This is a genomic window from Paracoccus sp. S4493 (assembly GCF_000967735.1).
Lineage (GTDB): Bacteria > Pseudomonadota > Alphaproteobacteria > Rhodobacterales > Rhodobacteraceae > Paracoccus > Paracoccus marcusii.
The window spans coordinates 1-20,973 of sequence record NZ_JXYF01000058.1 but is presented as its reverse complement, the minus strand read 5'-3'; the positions used below and the strand labels follow the sequence as shown (position 1 = coordinate 20,973).

Here is a 20,973-nt window from a genome sequence, read left to right as displayed (position 1 = left end):
CCCCGGGGACGGGCCCCCCGCCCCCCCCCCGCCGCGCCCCGCCGATGGCCGCCAGCGCCAGCCGGAGTGCAGGTCTGCGCCGTGCCAGGCGCGCCCCCGCCCCCGCCGCGCGCCGGACCAGCGCCGCCGCCCCGGCCAGCAGGACAAAGGCCGCCAGCACGCCCCCCGCCATGCCAAGCGTCAGCCCCCACAGCCCCGAAAACAGTGCGGCAGCCCCCACCAGCGCGATCAGCGCCGCGACGATCATCACCAGATAGCGCCGTTCGGGCCAGCCGCCCCCGGATGCGTCCGCGTCGCGGAACAAGGTCGCCGCCCGAATGCGCCGCGTTCGCGCCAAGGGCCACAGCGCAAAGATGAACGCAGTCAGCACGCCATAGACCGCCGCCTGCGCCAGGGGGCCCGGATAGACGCCGAACTCCGCCGGCACCGGCAGGCGCGCCGTCAGCAGCGGCGCCAGCGCCAAGGGCACCGCCGCCCCCAGGATCAGCCCCGCCGCGACGCCGATCGCGGTTACCGCCCCGATCTGCAGCAGATAGACCTGAAAGATCGTCCGCCCCGACGCGCCGAAGGTCTTGAGCACGGCGATGGTCTCGGTCTTGCGGGCCAGATGGGCGCGCACCGCGGCCGACACGCCGACCCCGCCCACGGCCAGCCCGGTCAGCCCGACCAGCACCAGGAACGCGCCGATGCGGTCCACGAAACTGTCGATGCCCGGCGCGCCACGGCGGCTGTCGCGCCAGCGCGCGCCGCTGTCGGGGAAGGCCACGCGCCAGTCGGCCCGCAGCGCGTCCAGATCCGTTCCCGGCGGCAGCGCCAGCCGATAGTTACTGTCGAACAGCGTGCCTGCGCCCAGCAGCTCGCTGTCGGCCAGCGCCTCGCGCAGCACCAGCGTGCGGGGGCCGAAGCCGAAGCTGGCCGCGCCCGCATCGGGTTCGCTGACCAGCCGCGCAGTCAGCACGAAATCCTGCGTGCCAAGGCGGAAGATGTCACCCGGCGACAGCCCCAGCCTGTCGGCCAGCAGCGGCGCCATGACGCCCCCCGGCAGCCCCTGCGGCGTCGTCCCCAAGGCCTGCGCCAGCGGCATGGGTGGGTCCAGCACGGCCTGCCCCAGCAGCGGCCAGGCCGCGTCCACGCCCTTGACCTGGGTCAGGGCGCGTTCGGAGGCATCCCCCTGCCCGACCACGGCCATGGACCGGAAATCAACTATTTCAGAGACGGTTACGGCCCGATCCTCCAGCCAGTCGAGCTCCTCGGGGCTGGCAAAGCGATAGGTCAGCTGCACCTCGGCATCGCCCCCCAGCAGGACCGCGCCCTGCGAGGTCAGCCCCGCCTGTATCGCCGCGCGGACGGACCCCACGGCGGCGATGGCGGCCACGCCAAGCGCCAGACAGGTCAGCAGCACCCAAAACCCGCGCAACCCCCCGCGCAGGTCGCGCCGCGCCAGCCGGGCCGCCAGCGCCAGGCTCATGCCGCGGCCTCGGCGGCCAGACGGCCGTCAGCCAAGCGGATCACCCGGTCGCACCGTCGCGCCAGGTCCGGGTCATGCGTGACCAGGACCAGCGTCGCGCCATGATCGGCGCGCAGCCCGAACAGCAGGTCCATGATCGCCTGCCCCGTCGCCCCGTCCAGATTGCCGGTGGGTTCGTCGGCCAGCAGGATGGCCGGGCGCGGCGCCGCGGCGCGGGCTAGGGCCACGCGCTGCTGCTCTCCGCCCGACAGTTGCGCGGGGTAATGGTCGCGCCGCGCACCAAGGCCTACGCGGTCCAGTTCCGCCGCCGCGCGGGCGAAGGCGTCGGGCGCACCAGCCAGCTCCAGCGGTGTCGCGACATTTTCATGCGCCGTCATGGTGGGGACCAGGTGGAAGGACTGGAACACCACCCCCATATGGGACAGACGAAAGCGTGCCAGCGCATCCTCGTCCAGCGCGGTCAGGTCTTGACCCATCGCCTGGACAAGGCCGCCCGTGGCGCGTTCCAGACCGCCCATCAGCATGAGGAGCGACGACTTGCCCGATCCCGAAGGACCCACCAGCCCGACCGTCTCTCCGCGTTCGACCTGCAGCGACAGGCCGCGCAGGATCGGGACCGGCCCGGCATTGCCCTGCAACGTCAGATGCGCATCGGACAGGCGGATCACGGGGTCGGCCATCGGGTCGCTCCTTCGTCGCGGTCTGGGTATCGGGGCACGATATGGTCGGCCCGCTCGCGAAGGCAACCGCCTGACAGCCGCCGTCGCGGCGCTGGCGGTCACCATCGCGGCATCATGGGCAGCCCCTGCTTACGCAGAGACGCTGCGTCTGACCGCGATGGGCGACAGTCTGACGCAGGGATACGGCCTGCCGCAGGATCAGGGGTTCGTCCCCTTGCTGGAGGCCTGGCTGCGGGGTCGCGGCCATGACGTGGCGGTGACCAATGCGGGCGTGTCGGGGGATACCACGGCAGGGGGTGCCGCGCGGATCGACTGGACGCTGGCGGACGGGCCCGACGCGATGATCGTGGCGCTTGGCGGCAACGATCTGTTGCGCGGGATCGACCCGGCCTCCAGCCGCGCGAACCTGGTGGCGATCCTGGACAAGACGCAGGCGGCGGGGGTGCCCGTGCTGCTGGCGGGCCTGCCCGCGCCGGGCAATTACGGCCCCGAGTTCAAGCGCGACTTCGAGGCGATGTATGCCGATCTGGCCACCGAGTACGACGCGGTGCTGGTCCCCGACTTCCTGGGGCCGATCGGGGAAAAGGCCACGCAGGGCCTGTCCCTGTCGGACCTGATGCAGGACGACCGCATCCACCCCAACGCACGCGGCGTCGAGCAGATCGTGGATGCGATCGGCCCCAAGGTCGAGGAGCTGCTGACCCGCGCGTATCAGTAGCGCGCGGCCATTTCCGGCAGGGACATCGGGCGCAGCTTGTCGGCGTTGCCGGCGGTGCCGAAGGCCTCGAACCGGTCGCGGCAGACCTGGGCCATCATCGCCATCGCGGGCTTCAGATAGGCGCGCGGATCGAACTCGGCCGGGTGTTCGGCCATCACGCGGCGGATCGCGGCGGTCATCGCCAGGCGGTTGTCGGTGTCGATGTTCACCTTGCGCACGCCGTGGCGGATGCCGCGCTGGATCTCCTCGACCGGGACGCCCCAGGTCGGGCGGATGTCGCCGCCATGGGCGTTGATGATCGCCTGCAGATCCTCGGGGACCGAACTGGACCCGTGCATCACCAGATGGGTGTTGGGCAGGCGGCGGTGGATCTCCTCGATCACATGCATGGCCAGGATGTCGCCATCGGGCTTGCGCGTGAATTTATACGCGCCGTGGCTGGTGCCCATGGCAATGGCCAAGGCGTCCACGCCGGTCTCCTCGACAAAGCGCACGGCCTCGTCGGGGTCGGTCAGCAGCTGCTCCTCGGACAGCTTGCCCTCGGCGCCGTGGCCGTCCTCGGCGTCGCCCATGCCGGTCTCAAGGCTGCCCAGCACGCCCAGCTCCCCTTCGACCGACACGCCGCAGGCATGGGCCATCTCGGTCACGCGGCGGGTGATGTCGGCATTGTAGGCGTAATCGGCGGGCGTCTTGCCGTCCGATTTCAGCGACCCGTCCATCATCACCGAGGTGAAGCCGTTCTGGATCGCGGTCGCGCAGGTCTCCAGCCCGTTGCCATGGTCCAGATGCATGCAGATCGGGATGTCGGGATAGGCCCGCGCCAGACCCGCGATCAGCCCGGCCAGCACCGCGTCATTGGCATAGGCCCGCGCGCCGCGGCTGGCCTGCAGGATCACCGGGCTGCGCGTGGCCTGGGCCGCCTGCATGACCGACAGGCCCTGTTCCATGTTGTTGATGTTGAAGGCGGGCACGGCATAGTCATGCTCGGCCGCGTGGTCCAGAAGCTGGCGCAGGGTGATCATCGGCATGGGATGTTATCCTTGAAGGGCGGCGTGAAGCGCGTCGATTTCCTCGGACGCGCCAAAGAACAGCGGGGTGAAGTCATGCGGCCCGCGCGGCACGCGGTCCAGGATCGGGCCATGCCCGTCGGTCGCGCGGCCCCCGGCCTGTTCGATCAGAAAGGCGATGGGCACACATTCATAGATCAGCCGCAGCCGGCCGTCGCCGTATCCGGGCCGGGCATCGGCGGGGTACAGGAATGCGCCGCCCTTCAGCAGGATGCGGTGCAACTCGCCCACGGCGGCGGCCAGCCAGCGCATGTTGAAGTCGCGTCCGCGCGGCCCGTCCCGCCCCGCGCGCAAATCGCGCGCCCAAGCCTGAAGGCCCGGCGCCCAGTGGCGTTCGTTCGACGCGTTATAGGCGATGGTCGAGGCCTGGGGCTTCAGCCGCAGGTTCTGGCGGCTGACGCGGAAGGCATGGGCCTCGGCGTCCCAGGTGGCGACATGGACGCCCGCGCCGGTGGACCAGCCGAAATCGACCGAATGACCAAAGGAGGCGTATCCCGCCGCCACCACCGCCCGGCCCGTCCGCGCGAACCCCTGCGGGTCGGCGGGCAGGATGCTGAACAGCATCCCCAGGGGGGCGCCGATGCCGATGCTGCCCGAGCCGTCGATCGGGTCGATCGCCACGTCGAAGGCGCCGCCGTCGTTCAGCGCGATGATGTCCAGGGCTTCCTCGGACAGGACCTGGCGCACGCCCGCCGCACGCAGGGCGGCGATCATGTGGTCATGGGCCGCGACGTCCAGCGCCTTCTGCCGGTCGCCGCTGTCATTGGTGCCGACGATGGCCTCGGGGTCGCCATGCAGGCGCCCCGCCGCCAGCCGCGCGGCCAGTGGCGGCAACGCGCGGGCGATGGCCGCCACGATGGCCGCCGCGCCGTCACGCGCCAGCAGGTCGTCCAGCAGCGGCCCGGTGGCGGGCCCGTCCGTCGGCAGCCGCAGCATCAGCGCCCTGCATACTTGGCGCCGACCGCGTCGATGGCGTCGACATTGCCCGCCGACTTGCCCTGACGGTCAAAGTTCTCGGTCTGCGCCAGCCAGGCGTCGGCGATGGTCTTGGCGACCTCGGCCCCGATGACGCGGGCGCCCATGGTGATGATCTGCGCGTCGTTCGACAGCGCGGCGCGTTCGGCGGAATAGGTGTCATGCGTCAGCGCGGCGCGGATGCCCGGCACCTTGTTGGCCGCGATGCAGACGCCGATGCCCGTGCCGCAGACCAGGATGGCGCGGTCATAGGTGCCGTCCATGACCTGGGAAGCCACCCGATCCGACAGGTTGGCATAGAAGGCGTCGGGACCTTCGTCGGTGCGGCTGATCTCGGCCACGTCGAAGCGGTCCTTGAGGTGGTCGGCCAGAACCTTGGCCAGACCTTCGCCCGCGCTGTCCCCTGCGATTGCCAGTTTCATGCGTCATCTCCGATGGTTGCGGCGCAGCGCGCCAGGATGTCCAGATAGCCGTTCACGTCCCAGGCCGACCGCCCGATGAACAGCCCGTCGATATGCGGGCAGGCGATCAGTTCCGCGCAGTTGCCCGGATTGACCGACCCGCCGTAAAGGCAGGGCACAGGGCGGCCCAGCACGTCCCGCGCGACCGCGATGATCTCGGCCTGCCGCGCATCGGCATAATCCGATGTCGCGGGGATGCCGTTCGCGCCGATCGCCCAAACCGGCTCATACGCCAGCAGGATCGTGGCGTCGGACCCTGCCACCGGCTCCAAAGCGGCGCGGACCTGCGTCTCCAGCACCTGCGTGGCGCGGCCAGCCTCGCGCTCGGCCAGAGTCTCGCCGATGCAGATCAGCGGGATCAGGCCGTGGCGGACGGCGGCGGCGGTCTTCAGGCCCACGGTCCTGTCCGTCTCTCCGAAATGCTCGCGGCGTTCGCTGTGGCCCAGCTCCACGATGTCCAGCCCGCAATCGGTCAGCATCACGGGGCTGATCTCTCCGGTCCAGGCGCCCGCGTCGTCCCAATGCATGTTCTGCGCGCCGACCTTGACGTCGGTGTCCGACAGCGCCTCGGCCACCTGGCGGCAGGCGGTGAAGGGCGGGATGACGAAACGCTGGATGCCCGCGGGCGCGGGCGTGCCGCGCAGGCCGTCGGCGAATGTCATCGCCTCGGCCAGGGTCTTGTTCATCTTCCAGCTGGTGCCGATCCAGAATGGGGTCATGCGGGGTCCTTTGCGATGGTCAGCGCGATGCCCGCCCGGTCGATCGCGGCGCGATCCTCGGGCGCGGGGGGCGCGTCGGTGATGATGGCGTCGAATTCGGTCAGGTCGGCCAGCGCATGCAGCGCGCTGCGCCCGAAGCGCGCGTGGTTGACCAGCAGCACGCTGCGTTCCGCCGCGTGCATCATCGCGCGCTTGGCCCGGACCGCGTTGTCGTCCATGTGGAACGCCCGCAGTCCCGCCACCGCGGGGGTCGAGATGAAGGCCAGGTCCGCATGCAGACCGGCCAGCGCGCTTTCCGTGACCATGCCGAAAAAACCGTTGAACTTGGCGCTGTAGATGCCGCCAAGCGCGATCAGCGTGACGCGCGGCGCATCCTTCAGCCGCTCGATCACGGCGGCGTTGTTGGTGATGACCGACAAGGGCGCACATTCCGTCAGGCTGGCCCCCAACAGCGCCGCCATCGAGCCGTCATTGACCATCACGGTCATCCCCGGCTCGATCAGGGCGCGGGCGGCATGGGCCATGCGGATCTTGGCCTCTCCGTCCTGCAGGGCGCGGATGCGGAAGTCGCTCTCGAACTGGGTGCCGGCCTCGATGGTGGCGCCGCCGCGGACCTTGCGCAGCAGGCCCGCCTGTTCCAGGTCGTCCAGGTCGCGATGGATGGTCATCTTGCTGACCGCGAAACGGGCCGCCAGATCGTCCAGGTCCACGGCGCGTGCCGCGACCAGCAGATCCATGATCGCCTGTCTGCGTTCCTCGCGTTTCACCCAAACCCTCCCCTGGTCGCCAGTTTCATAACATGATCCGCGCACATAACAACACCGACTTTGTGACTTTGTGATTTTTTGTTGTGATGATGACGGCGGCGGGTTATGGAGGGCGCGACAGGAGGACCGCCATGCCCTTAGACACCCCCAAAGACCCCGCCATCGCCGCCAAGGCCGATCTGGACCCGCAGAACTTCGCCCTGGCGAACTGCATCCGCGCGCTGACCATCGATGCCGTGAACGCCGCCAACAGCGGCCATCCCGGCGCCCCGATGGGCATGGCCGATGCCGCCACCGTGCTGTTCCGCAACCACCTGAAGTTCGATGCGGCCAATCCCGACTGGCCCGACCGCGACCGCTTCGTGCTGTCGAACGGGCACGCGTCCATGCTGCTCTACAGCCTGCTGCACCTGACCGGGTATCAGGACATGACGCTGGATCAGATCCGGAATTTCCGCCAATGGGGCGCGATCACCGCGGGCCATCCGGAATACGGCCATGCCAAGGGCGTCGAGACCACGACCGGCCCCCTGGGCCAGGGCCTGGCCACCGCCGTCGGCATGGCGCTGGCGGAACGCGCGCTGGCCGGAGAGTTCGGCGATGATCTGGTCGATCACCGCACCTGGGTCATGCTGGGCGACGGCTGCCTGCAGGAGGGCATCGGCCAGGAGGCGATCAGCCTGGCGGGCCATCTGGGCCTGGGCAAGCTGATCGTGCTCTATGACGACAACAGCATCACCATCGACGGCCCGACCTCGGTCAGCTTCTCCGAGGACATCCCGGCACGGTTCAAGGCCTGCGGCTGGCATGTCCAGAGCTGCGACGGTCATGACGGCCGCGCGCTGGACGCCGCGATGGAGGCCGCCAAGGCGGAGACGGGCAAGCCCTCGCTGATCGCGATGAAGACGATCATCGGCTTCGGCTCTCCCAACCGCGCGGGCAGCTATTCCGTGCACGGATCGCCTTTGGGCAAGGATGAGGGCGCGCTGACCCGCGAGGCCCTGGGTTGGCGCCACGACGCCTTCGTGATCCCCGACGATCTGGCCGCCGAGTGGCGCGAAATCGGCGCGCGGGGTGCCGCCGACCGCGAGGCCTGGGAGGCCCGTCTGGCCGCATCCGCCAAGGGCGCGGCCCTGACGCAACGCCTGTCGGGCGATCTGCCCGAGGGCTATGACGCGGCAGTCTCCGCCGCCCGCGACGCCCTGTTCGCCGCGCCCAAGAAAGCCGCGACCCGCAAGGCCAGCCAGATGGCGCTGGAGGCGCTGACCCCGGCCGTGCCCGCGATGATCGGCGGATCGGCCGACCTGACCGGATCGAACCTGACCCGCGTCAAGGCCGTCGACACGCAGTTCACGCGCGAGGTGCCCGGCCGCTACATCGGCTATGGCGTGCGCGAGTTCGGCATGGCCGCCGCGATGAACGGGCTGAACCTGCATGGCGGCGTGATCGCCTATGGCGGCACGTTCCTGGTGTTTTCCGACTATGCCCGCAACGCGATCCGCCTGTCGGCGCTGATGGGGGTGGGCACGATCTATGTCATGACCCATGACAGCATCGGCCTGGGCGAGGACGGCCCGACCCACCAGCCGGTGGAGCACCTGGCATCCCTGCGCGCCATCCCCGGCCTGACCGTTCTTCGTCCCGCCGATACGGTCGAGACGCTGGAGGCCTGGGACATCGCGATCCGCAACCGGACCGTGCCGTCGCTGCTGGCCCTATCCCGCCAGGACGTGCCGCAGCTGCGCATGGAGGCCGGGCCCGAGAACCTGACCGCCAAGGGCGCCTATGTGATCCGCCAGTTCGGCGAGGGTCGCGACGTGACGCTGATCGCCACCGGCACCGAGGTCGCCATCGCCGTGGAGGCCGCCGAGACGCTGGCCGCCGAAGGCATGGCCGTAGCGGTCGTGTCGATGCCCAGCTGGGAGCTGTTCGAGGCGCAGGACGCGGATTACCGCGCCCAGGTGCTTGGCACGGCGCCCCGCATCGCGGTCGAGGCTGCGGGCAAGTTCGGCTGGACCCGCTATGTCGCAACCGAGGACGACGTGATCGGCATGACCGGCTTCGGCGCATCGGCCCCGATCGACCGGCTGTACCAGGAGTTCGGCATCACCCCCGAGGCCATCATCGCCCGCGCCCGCCTGGTGACAGGCCACTGATCCAAAGGCCAAGGCCGCAAGCGGCCTTGCCACGATGCTCCCCACGCGCGCAAAGCGCGCGCGGGGCCCAGCGGCAGCGACCGGGTCGGGGTTTCCCCGACCCGTCCCCGTTTGGGTCACGCCGCCATCAGCGCGCGCGCCGTCGCCTCGTCGGTGATCAGCCCGGACAGGCGCCCGCTGTTTAGCACCGCACGGATGGCCGCGACCTTTTCCGCGCCGCCGGCGATGACTACGATACGCTGATCCTGCCCCCGGTTCAGGTCCACCGACAGCGTCCGCGCGCTCAGCGTCGTGTCCAGCACACGGCCGGTGGCATCGAAGAAATACCCCATCATCTCTCCGACGCCCCCCGCGGCGTTGATCTCGGCGATCTCGCGCGCCTCGATCATGCCGGATGCGACCAGCTGCGCGCCCGCATCAGCCGTGCCCATGCCCACGAAGGTCAGCGTGGCGCTGTTCGACAGATCAAAGATGTCGCGCACGCCGGGCTGGGACAGCAGCACGGCCCGGTCGCCTTCGGAATTGGCAAAGAACGGCACCGGCATCACGAAGGCCTGCGCCCCGGTCTTTTCCGCCAGCGTATGCATCACGTCATGCGGGTTCGCCGCATAATTGCGCGTCAGCCCGCCCAGGACTGCCACGAAGCGCACCGCGCGCGCGTCAAAGCGCGGCATCTGCCGGACCGCCGCCGCCAGCGTCCGGCCATGACCCAGCCCGATGACCCTGTGTGCGCCCCGCTCGATCTCGCGGCGCAGAAAGCCTGCGCCAGCCAGGCCCAGGGCGCGCAGGGGCATGCCGTCCTCGCCCAGGTCGGGGGCAACCTCGCAGTGGTCCAGCCGATAGCGCGCGCACAGCTGATCCTCCAGCATGGCGCATTCAACGATCTCTCCGTCGATGGTGACCTTGACCACGCCCTCGGCCACGGCGCGGGCGATCAGGCGGTGCGCCTTGACGCCGGGCAGGCCCAGCCGCTTGGCTACGGCAGCCTGCGTCAGCCCGCCCGCATAATGCAGCCAAGCCGCCCGGATCGCCAGGCTCTGCTCCGGATCGACCGGTCCCCGCCGGGCCATCAGGCGGCGGCCCGCATCAAGGCGTCCAGATCGTCGGCCGACAGGGGCGCCGGGTTGGCCCTCATCGACGACGACCCGGCCGCCGCCTGCGCCGCGGCCTGGCATGCCGCCGCGTCGATCTCCAGGGCGTCCAGCCCCGGCAGGCCCGCCGCACGGGACCAGTCGGCCAGCAGCGCTGCGGCCTCGGCGACCGATGCATCGGCCCGCCCGAACGCCGCCCCGATCCAGGCGCCCGCCTGGTCCAGCCGGGCCGCCAGCGCGCGGTCCGTGACCGCCCGGCGGTTTGCCACCAGCACATGCGGCAGCAGCGTGCCGCAGATCGCGCCATGCGCCGCCCCGGTCAGCCCGCCCAAGGGGCCGGCCAGCCCATGCACCGCGCCCAGCCCGGCATTGGCCAGCGCCATGCCGCCGCACAAGCTGACCCAGGCCATCTCGTCGCGCGCTTGCGGGTCTTCGGCCTGCATCAGGCGGACCAGCGACGCCAGCCCACGCGGGATCGCGTCGCGGCACAGCGAGTCGGTTAGCGGATTGGCGCGGGTGCAGACATAGGGCTCGATCACCTGCGTGACGGCATCCAGCCCCGAGGCCAGCGTCACCGCGCGCGGACAGCCGTCCGTCAGGGCCGGGTCCACGATGGCCAGCGCCGGCAGCATCCGCGCATCGCGCAGGCTGACCTTGCGGCGCGCCTCGGGGACGCCGATCACGGCGTTGCGGGTGACCTCGGCCCCGGTGCCGGCGGTGGTGGGGATGGCCACGAAGGGCAACGGGGGATGGTCCAGCGGCAGCCCCTGTCCCACGACCTCCAGATGATCCATCAGCGGACGGGTCATGGTCAGGCAGGCCGCCAGGGCCTTGCCCGCGTCGATCACCGCCCCGCCGCCCATCGCGACGACGACCTGGACCTCCGCGCCCGTCCGGACGCCTGCCTCAATCAGGGCGATGTCGGGTTCATGCGGAACGGCGAAGGTTGCGACCGAACAGCCCGCCGCGGCCAGATCGCGAGCCAGCGCCGCGCTGCGGCCCGGATCGCGGCCATGGATCAGCAGGACCCGCCGCCCCAGGGCCGCGACCCGCCCGGCGGCCATCGCCGCCTGCCCCCGGCCGAACAGGATCTCGGTGGCGGTGGCAAAGGCGAAGGGCTGGGGCATGGGGCGTCCTGTCGATGATGGGTCAGATATTCAGCTTATCCGCCCCGGTGTCGATATGCGGCGCCCAGAATGCGACACTTTCGGCGATCTGGGCGATGACCTGCCGGTCGTTCGGGTCGCGTTCCTTGAAGGACAGCTCCAGGCAGATCTCGTTGTCGACCGCGCCGCCCTGGGCCAGCGCGTCCAGCAGGGGTTCCGGCTGGACGCGGCCCTTGGCGTTGAATTCGGCGGTGAAGGGGCGGTGGCCGCCCTTGTCCATCAGCGACTGCTTGATGTGAATGATCGGGCTGACGCGCGGCACGGCGCGGGCCCAGGCATAGGGGTCCAGATCGTCCGGATCGGGGCTGGTGACGTCGCCGTGGTCGATATCGGCCATCATCCACATCGGCACCGCCATGTCGGCCGCGCTTAGCCGGTCCTGCAGCGCCAGGGCGGCCGGGATCGTCTCTCCGAATTCGCGGCCCACGCTCATGGGCTCCCAGAAAACATAGTCCAGCCCGGCGGCCTTCGCGTGATCCGCGACCTCGGCCCAGCAGTCGATGGCGATGCGGATCAGATCCTCGCGCCGGGCCGGACCGTCGTAATCGCGATAGGTGAAGATCGCGAACTGCGTGCCCACCGACCGACCGCCCAGATCGGCGGTGATGTCCGCGAAGGTCTTGAACCAGTCGACATAGTATCGCCGCACATCCGCATCGGGATGGCCGAAATGATTCAGCCGACCATAGGGCCCGGTCATGCCGCTGGTGACGCGCACCCCGGTCCGGACCAGCGCCGCGCGCATCTGCCGGGTCAGGCGACGGATCACCGGCGCGGGCCAGGAGGGATTGATGAACTCATGCGTCAACTGCAGGTCGCGGATGCGCAGATCCCGCGCGACCGTGTCGATCAGGTCGTCCGGATCGGCAAAGCGGTTGACCAGCGGATTGGTGTTCAGCGACAGTGTCAGCATCACGTGATCTCCGGCGCCAGGGTGTCGTCGAACCAGGCGGCAAAGGCCGCCTGCTGGTCCCGGGTCAGGTGCAGATAATGCTTGGTGCGCCGGGTCAGGATGTCCTCGGGGCTGCGTGCCCATTCCTTGGCGACCAGATACCGCGCCTCGGCCTCGTAAAGCTGTCCACCGAAATGGCGTCCCAGGCCCGACAGGGTCATGGCGCCCGCCACGACATCCTTGGTCCGCGCGCCGTACAGGCGGCCATAATGCTGGACCAGCGCGCGCGGCATCCAGGGGTGCAGTTCGCGCTGCAGGTTGGCAAAGCTTTCGTAATCGGCATTGGCGATCTCGCCGCCCGGCAGGGTCGCGGTCTCGGTCCAGTCGGGGCCCATCTGCGGGAACACCTCGGTCAGGCGGTGCATGCCGCGTTCGGCCAGTTCGCGGAAGGTGGTGATCTTGCCGCCGAAGACGTTCAGCAGCGGCGCGCCACCGGTCTTGTCCAGGTCGAACACATAGTCCCGCGTGACCGCCGACGGGTTGCCCTGCCCGTCGTCGAACAGCGGGCGCACGCCCGAAAAGCTGTGGATCACGTCGGACCGGCGCAGCTTCTCCTTGAAATAGCGGTTCACGGCGGCCAGCAGATAGTCGATCTCGGATTCGTCGGCAGTGACGTCCTCGGCCCGGCCGTCATAGGCGATGTCGGTCGTGCCGATCAGCGCCATGTCGCCCTCGTAGGGGTTGATGAAGATCACGCGCTTGTCGTGGTTCTGCACCAGATAGGCGTTGGTCCCCGCCCACCATTTCGGCACGATGATATGGCTGCCTTTGACCAGGCGCACGTTGCGGGCCGAATTCGACCCCGCAACGCGGGTGATGAAGTCGCTGACCCAGGGACCGGCGCAGTTGACCAGGCAGCGGGCGCGGAACTGCCGTTCCTCTCCGGTGACGGTGTCGCGGGTGGTCACGGACCAGGCGTCGCCCTCGCGGCGTGCCGACACACAGGCGGTGCGGGTCAGGACGGTCGCGCCGCGCTCCGCCGCATCGACCGCGTTCAGCACCACCAGCCGCGCGTCGTCGACCCAGCAGTCGCTGTATTCGAACCCCTTGTGGTACTTGTCCAGCAGCGGCGCGCCCTCGGGATCGCGGCGCAGGTCCAGCGTGCGCGTGCCCGGCAGTTTCTTGCGCCCGCCCAGGTTGTCATAGAGGAACAGCCCCAGCCGGACCAACCAGGCGGGCCGGTCGTCGGGGCTGTGCGGCAGCACGAAGCGCATCGGCCAGATGATGTGCGGGGCCGCGGCCAGCAGCACCTCTCGTTCGATCAGCGCCTCGCGGACGAGGCGGAATTCGTAATATTCCAGATAGCGCAGCCCACCATGGACCAGCTTGCCCGAGCGCGACGAGGTGCCCTGCGCCAGGTCGTCCTTTTCGCACAGCACGACCGACAGGCCCCGCCCCGCGGCATCGCGCGCGACGCCCGCGCCGTTGATGCCGCCGCCGATCACGAACAGATCGATCATCTCGTGGCCTTGGGTCATCCTACTCTCCTGTCGTGGTGCGGGCCCGCGCCATGGCTGCCCAGACGGGCGGCAGGGCGGCGCGGGTCGCGGCAAAGGCGGGGAACAGCCGCGCATAGGTCGCGGCCAGATGGGGATCGGGGGCCTCCGGGGCGCGCAGCAGGGGCGTGACCCATTCGGCGATGCAAGCGTCCATGTCGCGATAGGCGCCGATGGCCACGGCGGCCATCATCGCGGCCCCCGCGGCCCCGGCCTCGTCGCGGTCGGACACGCGGACCGGCGCGTCCAGCGCGGCCGACAAAATGCGCCGCAGGGCGGGCGACCGCGCCGCCCCGCCGGTCAGGCGCAGTTCGGACGGAAGCGGCCCCATCGCGGCGTAACAGTCGCGCATGGCCAGGCCCAGCCCTTCGGCCACGGCGCGCACCAGATCGGGATAGCGATGGCCCGCCGACAGGCCGGTGAACCCGGCCCGCGCCGCAGCATCGACGAAGGGCCCGCGTTCCCCGGCATCCGAGATATAGGGGTGGTACAGGATCTGCCCCGGCGCGGCCTGGCCCAGCCAGCCGTCCAGCCGCGCGACAAGGTCGCGATGCGTCACCGGCTGGCCCATGTCCGACAGGATACCCGCCGCCAACCCCAGCACCCAATCGAGGTTCAACGTCGCCGCCATGTTGGTCTGGACCTGCGTGACCACGCCCGGCACCGGCAGGCATATGACATAGCCCGTGCCCTGATCGTTCAGATGCACCCGGTCGGCGGTCACGGCGCGCAGATGCACCCCGGTCGAGCCGACCGTCGAACAGGCCACGTCCCCCGCCCCACCCAGCACGCCCGCACCCAGCGCGGTCATCACCATGTCGACATAGCCCAAGCTGACCGGCGTGCCTGCCAGCAGGCCCGTCGCCGCAGCGGCATCCGCGGTCAGCGGATGGGTCACCTGCGTACCGTCGATGATCGGCGGCAGCAGGCCGCGCCGATGCGTCAGGCCCAGCGCCGCGATCACCGTGTCATCATAAGCACGGGTGCGGAAGTTGCCGAAGGTGAAGCTGGCCTCGGACGGGTCTGTCGCCCGCACGCCGGTCAGGTTCAGATACAGCCAGTCCTTGCAATGCAGCGCGACCCGCGCCCGGTCCAGCAGGTCCGGGTGATGGGCGTCCATATGGGCCATCTGCGCGCCCTGCTGGCAGGTGTTCAGGCCGGTGCCCGTCGCCTCGAACCGGGCGCGGTCCTGGCCCAGGCGGCCAACGGTCGGTGCGGCGCGCGCGTCCAGCCACAGCCAGGCATCGCCCACCGGGCCGTCGTCGCGGACCAGCCAGGTGCCGTCGCCCTGCCCCGTCACGGACAGCGCCGCGGTCCGCCCCGCCAGGTTCGGGATATAATCGGCCAGCCCGCGCAGCGCGGCGGCGCAATCATTCCAGGTCCGGGCCATGTCCTGCGTCGCGGCACCCTGCGCCCCGGTCGCATAGCGATTCGGCACCGCCGCCGCGCCCAGCTGACGCCCGGAAAGATCGAACCCCACGGCCTTGATGACCGAGGTCCCGGCATCGATTCCGATCAGCACGTCGCGCTGCTTTTCCGTCATGATGCCTCCATACCTTGGCCCCGGTTTATATCACGATGATCGCACAGGGAACGTATTTTTTTACGGACACGGCAATTTATTTCATCTAAGCTGGTCCTGTTCGCGTCCTAAAGGATGCGCGGAATCGCCGCAATCACAGGCCCGCGCCACGCGAATCGACCGGAGGGGAGGCCGGACCGCATGACGACTTTTGCCAGCACAGGCTTGCGCCCCGCATGCCCTCGCGCCATGGATGCGGCCCGTGCGGCGACCGCCGCAGGGCAGGCCCCAATGCGCATTATCTCCGCGAGGTCGATCACGTGAAGTTATCATCAACCATGAGATGTGCGCCCGCCCGCCCCGTGTTCCAGCCAGAGGCAGACCGATGACCGACAGCACCACCGCCCCCCGGGCCCCCGCCGCCAGCCGTCGCGGCCTGATCCTGTCCGTGGCCCTGGGCCTGGCCGTCCTGGCCGCCATCGCGCTGGATACCACCGTGGTGCAGGTCGGCTCCGAGGCGGATGCCCGCCAGCAGGCGTTTTCGCCCGACACCTATGGCACGCAGGAATTCCCGCGCATCCGCGACGCGGTGATCGAACGCGCCGTGCCCGCCACCGACCTGGCCGCGGCCATCGCCGCCGATCAGGACGCGGCCATCGCCGAATACGGCACGCCCGCATCGACCGGCGCCATCATGATGGTCACCGTGACCGGCACCGCCGGAGAGCCGCGCGCCGGGGTCTATCCGCTGACCGTCGAGGGCCTGCCCGAGGATCTGCGCGTCCGCGTGCAGACCGGCCCCGCGATCAACGGCACCGACCTGCGCGACGCGCCGGGCGACATCGCCTTCGGTGCCTTCAAGAACCAGATCGAATACCAGGACGCGGGATCGGGCATCAACCGCGCCATGGCGGCCGAGGTGCTGGCCCCCATCGACACCACCGCCCTGGCGGGCAAGCAGGTGACGGTGACCGGGGCGTTCCGGCTGATCAACCCGTCGAACTGGCTGATCACCCCCGTCGCGCTGGAGGTCCAATGAGCGCCCAGGTTGTCCTTGCCGCCCGCAACGTGGCCAAGTCCTATGGTCAGGTCCACGCGCTGAAGGGCGTGAACTTCGACATCCATCGCGGCCAGGTCACCACCCTGTTCGGAGAGAACGGCGCGGGAAAATCCACGCTGATGAAGATCCTGTCGGGCGTGATCCAACCCACATCGGGCCAGATCGTGCTGGACGGCCAGCCGGTGGCCTTCGCCAATGCGAATGACGCGCGCGACCGGGGGATTTCCATCATCCACCAGGAGCTGTCGCTGGCCCCGAACCTGTCGGTGCGCGACAACATCTTCATGGGCCGCGAGATCATGGGCCCCTTTGGCGTCGAATACGCCGAGGAGGACCGCCAGACCCGCGCCCTGATGGAGGAGCTGGAGGAGCAGATCGACCCCGCGACCCTGGTCGAGGACCTGCGCCTGGGCCAGCAGCAGATCGTCGAGATCGCCCGCGCCCTGTCGGTGGACAGCCGCATCCTGATCATGGACGAGCCGACCAGCGCCCTGTCGGCCAGCGAGGTCGAGGTGCTGTTCAAGGTCATCCGCGACCTGACCGCGCGCGGCGTCAGCATCGTCTACATCTCGCACCACCTGGAGGAGGCGCTGACCATCACCGACCATGCGGTGGTGCTGCGCGACGGGGTGATGACCGCCTATGCGCCACGCGCCCAGATCGATCTGGAATGGATCGTGCGCAACATGGTCGGCGAGAATTACGACCTGGGATCGCCCCCGGACAGCACCATGGGCAAGGTCGCCCTGTCGATCCGCGACCTGTCGGTCCCGGACGCCACCGGCCAGGACCTTGTGCGCGGGCTGAACCTGGACGTGCGCGCCGGAGAGATCGTCTGCATCTATGGCCTGATGGGCGCGGGCCGCACCGAACTGCTGGAGACGGTCGCGGGGCGGCTGCGCGCCACCGGCGGCCAGATCGTGCTGGAAGGGCACGAGATCAGCCACCTGTCCATCGGCGAACGCATCGCCCGCGGCCTGGCCCTGGTCCCCGAGGACCGCCAGCGCGACGGCCTGGTCCAGACCATGAGCGTCGGCCAGAACCTGTCGCTGGCCTCGATCGCGCGGTTCACGCGGGGGCTGTTCACCAGCACCCGCGCCGAACGCGACCTGATCGACGACAGCATCCGCCGCGTGACGGTCAAGACATCGGGCGGCGGCGCCCCCATCGGGTCGCTGTCGGGCGGCAACCAGCAGAAGGTCGTGATCGGCAAGATGCTGGCCACCCGGCCCCGCGCGATCCTGCTGGACGAGCCGTCCCGCGGCATCGACATCGGCGCCAAGGCCGAGGTGTTCCGCCTGCTGGCGGAAGGCGCGCGCGCCGGGCTGGCGGTGGTCTATTCCACCTCCGAGGTCAGCGAATGCCTGTCCATCGCCCACCGGATCATCGTCATGCACAAGGGCCGCATCACGGCCGAATTCGACAGCACCGTGTCCAAGGACCGGATCATGGCCGCCTCGGGCGAGTCCGTGGCCGCCTGACGCGCCCGAGGGAGGGAACACATGTCCGCAACCACCACGACCGCCCCCGCGAAAGGCCGCCAGTTCCATCTGGGCCGCCTGCTGCTGGAAGGGCGCGCCTTCTTCGCGCTGATCGCCATCATCGCGGTCTTCTCGTTTCTGTCGCCGAACTACTTCACGCTGTCGAACCTGCTGATCATGTCCAGCCAGGTGGCGATCTTTGGCATCCTGTCCATCGGCATGCTTCTGGTCATCCTGAACGGCGGGATCGACCTGTCCGTGGGCTCCATCCTGGCGCTGTCTGGCGTGGTCGCCGGCGCGATGATGCAGGGGGTCGAACTGGATGCGCTTGGCGTGATCCTGTATCCGCCGGTCTGGGCGGTCGTGGTGCTGACGCTGTGCGTGGGCGCGGCCGTGGGCGCGGTCAACGGCGTGCTGGTCGCGATCTTCAAGGTGCCGCCCTTCGTGGCGACGCTTGGGGTCATGTACGTGGCGCGCGGCATCGCGCTGTTGATGACCAACGGGCTGACCTACAACAACCTGCGCGGGTCCGAGGCCCTGGGCAATACCGGCTTCAACTGGCTGGGCTTCTACCGCATCGGCGGGGTGCCGATCAGCGTGATCGTGCTGGCGGTCGTGGCGATCGCCGCGGGGCTGATGCTGGGCCGGTCGGCCTTCGGGCGCTGGCTTTACGCATCGGGCGGGAACGAACGCGCGGCGGAGCTGTCCGGCGTGCCGGTCAAGCGGGTCAAGATCACCGTCTACATGGTGTCGGGCGCGCTGGCCGCCGCCGCGGGGCTGGTCCTGGCGTCGCAGCTGACCTCGGCCGGACCCACGGCGGGCAACGCGTATGAACTGACCGCCATCGCCGCGGTCGTGATCGGCGGCGCGGCCCTGACCGGCGGGCGCGGCAACGTGCGCGGCACGATGCTGGGCGCCTTCGTCATCGGCTTCCTGTCGGCGGGCCTGGTGATCATCGGGGTCAGCTCCTACTGGCAGACGGTGTTCACGGGCGCGGTGATCGTGCTGGCCGTGCTGATGAACTCGCTTCAATACGGCAGCGGCACGCGCAAGACGTGAGGCCCTGCCCCCGACCTTCCCCGCGCGCCAAAGGGATGGCGCGCGGAAAGACTGCCCCGCACCGGGCAGGACCACCACACCAAGGGAGAGAGACCAAATGATGAAGATGACGCGCCGGATGCTGATGGCCGCCGTGGCCACCGTGCCGCTGATGGCCGGATCGGCCTGGGCCGAGGGGCTGATCACCGTGATCGTGAACGATCCGGCCAACCCCTACTGGTTCACCGAGGGCGAGGTCGCCAAGGCCACCGCCGAGGAGCTGGGCTATACCGCCAACGTGGCCGCCCATCGCGGCGACACCAACACCGAAAGCACGCTGATCGACACCGCGATCACCAACCAGTCGGTCGCGATCATCCTGGACCCGGCCAATGCCGACGGTTCGGTCGGTGCCGTCCAGAAGGCCGTCGATGCGGGCATCCCGGTCTTCCTGGTCAACGCCGAGATCAACCAGGAGGGCCTGGCCAAGGCGCAGCTGGTGTCGAACAACGCGCAGGGCGCGGCCCTGGGCGCGCAGGCCTGGGTCGAGGCCATGGGCGAAGAAGGCGGTCAGTTCGTCGAGCTGTTCGGCAACCCCTCGGACAACAACGCCCAGACCCGTTCGAACGGCTACGAGACCGTGCTGAGCCAATATCCCGAGTTCGAGAAGGTCGGCCAGGAAGTCGCCAACTGGGACCGCACCCAGGGCTATCAGCGCATGCAGTCGCTGCTGCAGGCGAACCCCGACATCACCGGCGTGATCTCGGGCAATGACGAGATGGCGCTCGGCGCCATCGCCGCGCTGAAGGAGGCCGGCAAGCTGGACGCCGTGACCGTGGGCGGCTTTGACGGCAGCCCCGACGCCGTCGAGGCGGTGAAGGCCGGTGAGATGGCCTATACCGTCCTGCAGCCCGTCGCAGTCTTTGCCGAGGAGGCCGTCCGTCAGGCCGACACCTTCATCAAGACCGGAGAGACCGGCGTCGAGACCGAAAAGCAGCTGTTCGACTGCCTGCTGATCACGCCGGAGAACGTGGACAGCTACAGCGCCGCCTTCGTTCTGGACCAGTGACGCCACCGGGGCGCGCGCCGTCACGCGCGCGCCCCACCCACGCAAGGGCCGCATCCCCATGGACATGATCCCCTCGGACAGCCGCCAGGCGCGCCTGCAGGCGCGTCGCCAGCTGATCGCGCAGGCCGTCATGGCCGAGGGCAGCCTGCGGATCGAGGATCTGACCGACCGGTTCGGCATCAGCCTGATGACCGCGCATCGCGACCTGGACGAACTGGCCGCCAGGGGCCTGCTGCGCAAGTCGCGCGGCATCGTGTCCGCCGCCCCCACCAGCCTGATCGAGGCCAGCGACCTGTATCGCGACACCCGCCAGGGTCCGCAGAAATCCGCCATCGCGCAGCTGGCGGCCCAGCAGGTCGAACCGGGCCAGGCGGTGTTTCTGGACGACAGCACCACCGTGCTGCGCATGGTGCCGCATCTGGCCGCACGGGTGCCGCTGACGGTCATCACCAATTCGCTGACGCTGATGAGCGCCATCAAGGAGATCGGCGACATGACGCTGCTGGGTCTGGGCGGCCAGTTCCACCATTGGTGCAACGCCTTCATGGGACCGCAGACCACCGCCCAGATCCGCCGCCTGCGCGCGGACGTGGCGATCCTGTCGATGGCCGCCGTCACCGACGACCAGGTCTTTCACCAGTCCCCCGAGATGGCCGAGACGAAGCGCGCCATGCTGGACGCCGCCAGCCGCCGCATCCTGCTGGCCGATCACACCAAGTTCCCCCGCCGCGCCCTGCATTCGATGGGCGGCATCGAGGATTTCGACCTGATCGTCACCGACGACCGCACGCCCCCCGATCAGATCACCGCCCTGCGCCGCCGCGGCGTCGAGGTCCAAATCGCCGTGACGGGGGACTGACGCCATGCTGATCCTGGGCATCGACAACGGGCTGACCGTCACCAAGGCGGTGATCTTCGACGCCACCGGCCGGGTCCTGGCCACCGCGCGCCGCCGCGTGGCGCAGGTCATGCCGCAGCCGCGCCATGTCGAACGCGACATGGAGGACCTGTGGCGCCAGACAGCCGCCGCCGTGGCCGAGGCCATCGCCGCCTGCGGCCGCCCGGCCCGCGACATCGGCGCCGTCGC

At 69.7% G+C, this 20,973-nt stretch carries 20 protein-coding genes; 8 read left to right on the top strand and 12 right to left on the bottom strand.

Going from position 1 to position 20,973, the window contains the following annotated elements; all coding sequences use genetic code 11:
* Together TW83_RS10400 and TW83_RS10395 are read right to left on the bottom strand one after the other, a co-directional pair.
* Positions 1-1,468 (bottom strand): FtsX-like permease family protein (locus TW83_RS10400; RefSeq protein WP_045982707.1); only part of this gene is annotated, 1,468 nt, incomplete at its 3' end.
* Positions 1,465-2,148, bottom strand: a complete 684-nt coding sequence (locus tag TW83_RS10395) for an ATP-binding cassette domain-containing protein (RefSeq protein ID WP_045982710.1) — start codon at positions 2,146-2,148, stop codon at positions 1,465-1,467. The genes TW83_RS10395 and TW83_RS10400, both read right to left, overlap by 4 nt.
* Positions 2,149-2,305: 157 nt before the next feature.
* Between TW83_RS10395 and TW83_RS21980 the strand changes: the two genes are divergently transcribed.
* A complete protein-coding gene (locus TW83_RS21980) occupies positions 2,306-2,866 on the top strand; it encodes an arylesterase (RefSeq protein ID WP_239441321.1) in 561 nt (186 codons plus the stop codon).
* On the opposite strand, the gene fba is transcribed toward TW83_RS21980, so the two are convergent.
* From fba to TW83_RS10365, 5 genes are read right to left on the bottom strand one after another with little or no spacing between them, the layout of a single operon-like run.
* A complete protein-coding gene (gene fba / locus TW83_RS10385; RefSeq protein WP_045982706.1) occupies positions 2,860-3,894 on the bottom strand; it encodes a class II fructose-bisphosphate aldolase in 1,035 nt (344 codons plus the stop codon). The genes TW83_RS21980 and fba overlap by 7 nt on opposite strands.
* Positions 3,895-3,900: 6 nt before the next feature.
* Entirely contained in the window at positions 3,901-4,869 is a 969-nt protein-coding gene (locus TW83_RS10380; RefSeq protein WP_045982705.1) for a class 1 fructose-bisphosphatase, read from the bottom strand.
* Positions 4,869-5,330: an RpiB/LacA/LacB family sugar-phosphate isomerase gene (locus TW83_RS10375; RefSeq protein WP_045982704.1), complete on the bottom strand. Its 462-nt coding sequence runs from the start codon at positions 5,328-5,330 to the stop codon at positions 4,869-4,871. Before TW83_RS10375 ends, TW83_RS10380 begins: the two co-directional genes overlap by 1 nt.
* Positions 5,327-6,088: a triose-phosphate isomerase gene (locus TW83_RS10370; RefSeq protein WP_045982703.1), complete on the bottom strand. Its 762-nt coding sequence runs from the start codon at positions 6,086-6,088 to the stop codon at positions 5,327-5,329. Before TW83_RS10370 ends, TW83_RS10375 begins: the two co-directional genes overlap by 4 nt.
* A complete protein-coding gene (locus TW83_RS10365) occupies positions 6,085-6,855 on the bottom strand; it encodes a DeoR/GlpR family DNA-binding transcription regulator (RefSeq protein WP_045982702.1) in 771 nt (256 codons plus the stop codon). The genes TW83_RS10370 and TW83_RS10365 overlap by 4 nt, the downstream gene beginning before the upstream one ends.
* Before the next feature lie 131 nt (positions 6,856-6,986).
* Between TW83_RS10365 and tkt the strand changes: the two genes are divergently transcribed.
* A complete protein-coding gene (tkt, locus tag TW83_RS10360) occupies positions 6,987-9,011 on the top strand; it encodes a transketolase (protein WP_084697380.1) in 2,025 nt (674 codons plus the stop codon).
* A 116-nt stretch (positions 9,012-9,127) separates the two neighbouring features.
* On the opposite strand, the gene TW83_RS10355 is transcribed toward tkt, so the two are convergent.
* From TW83_RS10355 to TW83_RS10335, 5 genes are read right to left on the bottom strand one after another with little or no spacing between them, the layout of a single operon-like run.
* Positions 9,128-10,081 (bottom strand): sugar-binding transcriptional regulator, encoded by a 954-nt coding sequence (locus tag TW83_RS10355; protein ID WP_045982701.1) that lies wholly within the window; start codon positions 10,079-10,081, stop codon positions 9,128-9,130.
* Positions 10,081-11,229 (bottom strand): iron-containing alcohol dehydrogenase, encoded by a 1,149-nt coding sequence (locus TW83_RS10350; RefSeq protein ID WP_045982700.1) that lies wholly within the window; start codon positions 11,227-11,229, stop codon positions 10,081-10,083. The genes TW83_RS10355 and TW83_RS10350 overlap by 1 nt, the downstream gene beginning before the upstream one ends.
* A 22-nt stretch (positions 11,230-11,251) precedes the next feature.
* The gene (locus tag TW83_RS10345) at positions 11,252-12,184 is read right to left on the bottom strand and encodes a TIM barrel protein (RefSeq protein ID WP_045982699.1); all 933 of its coding nucleotides are present in this window, start codon (positions 12,182-12,184) and stop codon (positions 11,252-11,254) included.
* Complete coding sequence (locus TW83_RS10340; protein ID WP_045982698.1) at positions 12,181-13,698, bottom strand: glycerol-3-phosphate dehydrogenase; 1,518 nt, start codon at positions 13,696-13,698, stop codon at positions 12,181-12,183. The genes TW83_RS10345 and TW83_RS10340 overlap by 4 nt, the downstream gene beginning before the upstream one ends.
* Before the next feature lies 1 nt (position 13,699).
* Positions 13,700-15,259 (bottom strand): FGGY-family carbohydrate kinase, encoded by a 1,560-nt coding sequence (locus TW83_RS10335; RefSeq protein ID WP_045982697.1) that lies wholly within the window; start codon positions 15,257-15,259, stop codon positions 13,700-13,702.
* Between the two features lie 364 nt (positions 15,260-15,623).
* Between TW83_RS10335 and TW83_RS10330 the strand changes: the two genes are divergently transcribed.
* The 6 genes from TW83_RS10330 to TW83_RS10305 form a co-directional block, all read left to right on the top strand.
* Positions 15,624-16,277: a DUF2291 domain-containing protein gene (locus tag TW83_RS10330; RefSeq protein ID WP_045982696.1), complete on the top strand. Its 654-nt coding sequence runs from the start codon at positions 15,624-15,626 to the stop codon at positions 16,275-16,277.
* On the top strand, positions 16,274-17,779 hold the full coding sequence (locus TW83_RS10325) for a sugar ABC transporter ATP-binding protein (protein ID WP_045982695.1): 1,506 nt from the start codon (positions 16,274-16,276) through the stop codon (positions 17,777-17,779). Before TW83_RS10330 ends, TW83_RS10325 begins: the two co-directional genes overlap by 4 nt.
* 21 nt (positions 17,780-17,800) lie before the next feature.
* Positions 17,801-18,838 (top strand): ABC transporter permease, encoded by a 1,038-nt coding sequence (locus TW83_RS10320; protein WP_042245462.1) that lies wholly within the window; start codon positions 17,801-17,803, stop codon positions 18,836-18,838.
* A gap of 97 nt (positions 18,839-18,935) precedes the next feature.
* Positions 18,936-19,886: a D-ribose ABC transporter substrate-binding protein gene (locus tag TW83_RS10315; RefSeq protein ID WP_045982694.1), complete on the top strand. Its 951-nt coding sequence runs from the start codon at positions 18,936-18,938 to the stop codon at positions 19,884-19,886.
* A 58-nt stretch (positions 19,887-19,944) separates the two neighbouring features.
* On the top strand, positions 19,945-20,745 hold the full coding sequence (locus TW83_RS10310) for a DeoR/GlpR family DNA-binding transcription regulator (RefSeq protein WP_045982693.1): 801 nt from the start codon (positions 19,945-19,947) through the stop codon (positions 20,743-20,745).
* A 4-nt stretch (positions 20,746-20,749) separates the two neighbouring features.
* On the top strand, positions 20,750-20,973 hold a 224-nt coding region (locus TW83_RS10305), incomplete at its 3' end, for an FGGY family carbohydrate kinase (protein ID WP_045982692.1).